General features: G+C 70.7%; 2 protein-coding genes and 3 pseudogenes. 4 read left to right on the top strand and 1 reads right to left on the bottom strand.

The annotated features are described in order from the left end of the window. The 3 pseudogenes from AB0G02_RS28890 to AB0G02_RS28880 form a co-directional block, all read left to right on the top strand. Positions 1-339, top strand: a pseudogene (locus AB0G02_RS28890) (PadR family transcriptional regulator); the annotation flags it as partial. Continuing rightward, positions 336-719, top strand: a pseudogene (locus AB0G02_RS28885) (NADPH-dependent 2,4-dienoyl-CoA reductase); the annotation flags it as partial. The pseudogenes AB0G02_RS28890 and AB0G02_RS28885, both read left to right, overlap by 4 nt. Continuing rightward, positions 707-967: pseudogene (locus AB0G02_RS28880) on the top strand (macro domain-containing protein); the annotation flags it as partial. The pseudogenes AB0G02_RS28885 and AB0G02_RS28880, both read left to right, overlap by 13 nt. Before the next feature lie 53 nt (positions 968-1,020). On the opposite strand, the gene AB0G02_RS28875 reads toward AB0G02_RS28880, so the two are convergent. Further along, positions 1,021-3,846, bottom strand: a complete 2,826-nt coding sequence (locus AB0G02_RS28875; RefSeq protein ID WP_360799898.1) for an aconitate hydratase — start codon at positions 3,844-3,846, stop codon at positions 1,021-1,023. Positions 3,847-4,003: 157 nt separating this feature from the next. Here AB0G02_RS28875 and AB0G02_RS28870 point away from each other — a divergent pair. Then, the coding region (locus AB0G02_RS28870; protein WP_360799894.1) for an ATP-binding cassette domain-containing protein at positions 4,004-4,666 on the top strand (663 nt) is incomplete at its 3' end.

Genomic DNA, 4,666 nt, shown 5'->3' with positions numbered 1-4,666 from the left:
GACGTCGCTCCGGCGGGCCGCGAGGAGCTCGCCCGCTGGCTGGCCGCGCCCGGCGAGCCGGAGACCATCCGGCACGAGCTGTCGGTCAAGGTCCGCGGCGCGTCGTCCGGCGACCCGGCGGCGCTGGTCGACGAGGTCGCCCGGCACCGGGACCTGCACTCCGAGCGCCTCGACGTCTACCTGGCCATCGAGAAGAAGGACTTCCCCGACCCGTCGGCCCTGTCCGGTCGGCGGCTGCACCAGTACCTGGTCCTGCGCGGCGGCATCCGGGCCGAGCGGGCGCTGGTCGAGTGGTGCGATGAGGTGCTGGCCGCGATGCGAGAGGACCACCGGCGATGACCGGCTACCCCACCCTGCTCAAGCCCCTGGACCTGGGCTTCACGACCCTGCGCAACCGGGTCCTCATGGGCTCGATGCACACCGGCAACGAGGACCGCGCCAAGGACTTCGACGTGCTCGCCGCCTACTTCGCGGAACGGGCACGCGGCGGCGTCGGCCTCATCGTCACCGGCGGCTTCTCCCCCAACCGGGCGGGCTGGCTCTACCCCTTCTCGTCCAAGCTCACCACCCACCGAGAAGCGCGCGATCACCGGGTGATCACCCAGGCGGTGCACGAGCACGACGGCAAGATCGCCCTCCAGCTGCTGCACGCCGGTCGGTACGCCTACCACCCGTTGAGCGTGTCCGCGTCCGCGTTGAAGGCGCCGATCAGCAATCCCTGCTCGCGGACTGCCACCGCAACTCGCTGCGCGTCGCCGCCGAGCTCGGCGCGTCGACCGTCGCGTTCCCCGCGATCTCGACCGGCGTCTACGGCTGGCCGGTCGACTCCGCCGCCCGGATCGCCCTCACCACCGTGGCGTCGACCGACGTCCCCACCATCACCACCGTGCGCTTCGTCCTCTTCGGCCGCGACGCCTACGACGCCTTCACGACCGTCGGCGCCGAACTCGACCTGCCGGACCCGTGACACGGCGAGGGGCCGCCCACCCGGAGGTGGACGGCCCCTGTCGGGCTTGACGACTAGCCGCGGACCATCTTGCGCAGCACGTACTGCATGATGCCGCCGTTGCGGTAGTAGTCGGCCTCACCCGGGGTGTCGATGCGGACCACCGCGTCGAACTCCACCGTCGAGCCGTCGGCCTTCGTGGCCACCACGTGCACCGTGCGCGGCACGTCGCCGTCGTTCAGCGCGGTGATGCCGGTGAAGTCGAAGGTCTCCGTGCCGTCCAGGCCGAACTCCGCCGTGGACTTGCCCTCGGGGAACTGCAGCGGCAGGACGCCCATGCCGATCAGGTTCGACCGGTGGATGCGCTCGAACGACTCCGCGATGACCGCCCGCACGCCCAGCAGCGAGGTGCCCTTCGCGGCCCAGTCGCGCGACGAGCCCGAGCCGTACTCCTTGCCCGCCAGCACGACCAGCGGCACGCCGGCCTCCGCGTAGGCGACCGAGGCGTCGTAGATGGTGGTCTGCGGCGCCCCGTCCTCCAGGAAGTTGCGGGTGAACCCGCCCTGCACGCCCTGTCCGCTGTTCTCGTCCGCGAGCAGCAGGTTGCGCAGCCGGATGTTGGCGAACGTGCCCCGGATCATCACCTCGTGGTTGCCGCGGCGGGAACCGTAGGAGTTGAAGTCCTTGCGCTCGACGCCGTGCTCGGTCAGGTACTTGCCCGCGGGCGAGTCGGCCTTGATCGCACCGGCCGGCGAGATGTGGTCGGTGGTGACCGAGTCGCCCAGCAGCGCGAGCACGCGCGCACCGCTGATCTCCGTCACCGGGGTCGGGTCCATCTGCATGCCCTCGAAGTACGGGGGCTTGCGGACGTAGGTCGACTGCGCGTCCCACTCGAACGTCTTGCCCGACGGCGTGGGCAGCGACTGCCAGCGCTCGTCACCGGCGAACACGTCGGCGTAGCCCTTGGTGAAGCCCTCCGGCGAGATCGACGACGCGACGACCTCGGAGATCTCCTGCGGCGACGGCCAGATGTCGGCCAGGTACACCGGCTCGCCGTTCTGGTCCATGCCCAGCGGCTCGGTGGTGATGTCCTTGTCCATCGAACCGGCCAGCGCGTACGCCACCACCAGCGGCGGGGACGCGAGGTAGTTCATCTTGATGTCCGGGTTGATCCGGCCCTCGAAGTTCCGGTTGCCCGACAGCACCGACACCGCCGCCAGGTCGCCCTGGTTGATGGCCGCGGAGATCTCGTCCTGCAACGGGCCCGAGTTGCCGATGCACGTGGTGCAGCCGTAGCCGACCAGGTGGAAGCCCAGCTTCTCCAGGTACGGCAGCAGCCCGGCGCGCTCGTAGTAGTCCATGACGACCTTGGAGCCGGGCGCCAGGGTGGTCTTGACCCACGGCTTGCGCTCCAGGCCCTTCTCCACGGCCTTCTTCGCCAGCAGCGCCGCGCCGAGCATCACCGACGGGTTGGACGTGTTCGTGCACGACGTGATCGCGGCGATCGCGACCGCGCCGTGGTCCAGCTCGAACTCCGCCCCGTCGAGGCTCACCTTCACCGGGTTGGACGGACGGCCCTCGGCGCCCTCGGCGGCGGTGTGGACCACGCGCGGTGCGCCGCCGTTGTCGCCGTTGGCGGGCGAGATCGGGTCGCTGGCCGGGAACGTCTCCTCGACGGCCTCGTCCACGTTCGACTCGGACGTCGGCTCGGTGTTCGCCACGTAGGAGCCCAGCGCCTGCCGGAACGCCTCCTTCGCGGCGGTCAGCTCGATGCGGTCCTGCGGGCGCTTGGGGCCGGCGATCGACGGCACGATCGTCGACAGGTCCAGCTCCAGCGTCTCGGAGTACACCGGCTCGGTGGCCGGGTCGTGCCACAGGCCCTGCTCCTTGGCGTAGGCCTCGACCAGCGCCAGCTGCTCGGCGGAACGGCCGGTCAGCTTCAGGTAGTCGATGGTCTCGCCGTCGATCGGGAAGATCGCGCAGGTGGAGCCGAACTCGGGGCTCATGTTGCCGATGGTGGCGCGGTTGGCCAGCGGCACCGCGCCGACGCCCGAGCCGTAGAACTCGACGAACTTGCCGACCACGCCGTGCTTGCGCAGCATCTCGGTGATCGTGAGCACCAGGTCGGTCGCGGTCGCGCCGGGGGGCAGCTCGCCGTGCAGCTTGAAGCCGACCACGCGCGGGATCAGCATGGACACCGGCTGGCCGAGCATGGCCGCCTCGGCCTCGATGCCGCCGACGCCCCAGCCGAGCACGCCGATGCCGTTCACCATGGTGGTGTGGCTGTCGGTGCCGACCAGCGTGTCCGGGTACGCCTGGCCGTTGCGGACCATCACCACGCGGGCCAGGTGCTCGATGTTCACCTGGTGCACGATGCCGGTGCCCGGCGGGACGACCTTGAACTCGTCGAACGCGGTCTGGCCCCACCGCAGGAACTGGTAGCGCTCCCTGTTGCGCTGGTACTCCAGGTCCACGTTCAGCTCGAACGCGTCCGGCCGGCCGAAGATGTCCGCGATCACCGAGTGGTCGATGACCAGCTCGGCGGGCGCCAGCGGGTTGACCTTCGACGGGTCGCCGCCCAGCTGGGTCACCGCCTCGCGCATGGTGGCCAGGTCGACCACGCACGGCACGCCGGTGAAGTCCTGCATCACCACGCGGGCGGGGGTGAACTGGATCTCGGTGTCCGGCTCGGCCGACGGGTCCCAGCTGCCCAGCGCGCGCACGTGGTCGGCGGTGATGTTCGCGCCGTCCTCGGTCCGCAGCAGGTTCTCCAGCAGGATCTTCAAGCTGTACGGCAGGCGCTGGGCGCCTTCGACCGCGCTCAGCCGGTACACCTCGTACGAGGCGTCGCCGACGGTGAGCGTGCCGCGGGCGCCGAAGCTGTATATACTGGCAGTCACCTCAAACTCCATCTGGTGACGCGCAAAGTCGGTTGGGGAACTTCTGCCGAGTCTCCCGCACCCGCGGGTGCGATGCCCTCTCACCCCAAACAGTACGCGTGTCCTGTATTCCGCTTCAACCCGGTCCTACCTTGATCCGGGCATCATCACACCCGTGGTGCGTCTTGATCGAATCGGCAAGCGCTACGGCCGCGGCCCGTGGGTGCTGCGCGACGTCTCGCTGAGCGTGGAACCGGGTGAGGTGGTCGTGCTGCGCGGCGGCAACGGCACCGGCAAGTCGACCCTCCTGCGCATCGCGGCTGGCGTGACCGCGCCGACCAGCGGACGGGTGAGCCGCGGCGCGTCCGTCGGGTACGCCCCCGAGCGGTTCCCGACCGGGGTGAAGCTGTCCGCCCGCGACTACCTGGGCCACCTCGCCGCCGTGCGCGGCGTGCCGGTGCGGTGGGACCTGGTCGAGGCGCTGGGCTTCGTCGGTGACCCGTCCGCGCCGATGGCCACCCTGTCCAAGGGCAACGCGCAGAAGGTCGCGCTGGTCCAGGCGCTGCACGCGACCGACCTGCTGGTGCTGGACGAGCCGTGGTCCGGCCTGGACACCGCCGCGAGCGCGGTGCTCGGTGAGCTGGTCGTGTCGTCGGGGGCGGCGGTCGTGCTGACCGACCACCACGGCAACGACCTGCCCGGCGCGCGGGAGGTGGCGCTCGGCGCGACCCGCCCCGGCGGCGTGGTGATCGAACTGGACCGGGTGGGGGAGGCGTTCACGCTGATCAGCGCGTTGGAAGGGGTCTCGGAGGCGCGCGCGGTCGGCGGCGGGGCGCGGGTC

The sequence above is a fragment of the Actinosynnema sp. NPDC023658 genome, assembly GCF_040639995.1.
Taxonomy (GTDB): domain Bacteria; phylum Actinomycetota; class Actinomycetes; order Mycobacteriales; family Pseudonocardiaceae; genus Actinosynnema.
Note: the sequence above shows the minus strand (reverse complement) of the source record. Positions and strands in the feature narration are given on the sequence as shown.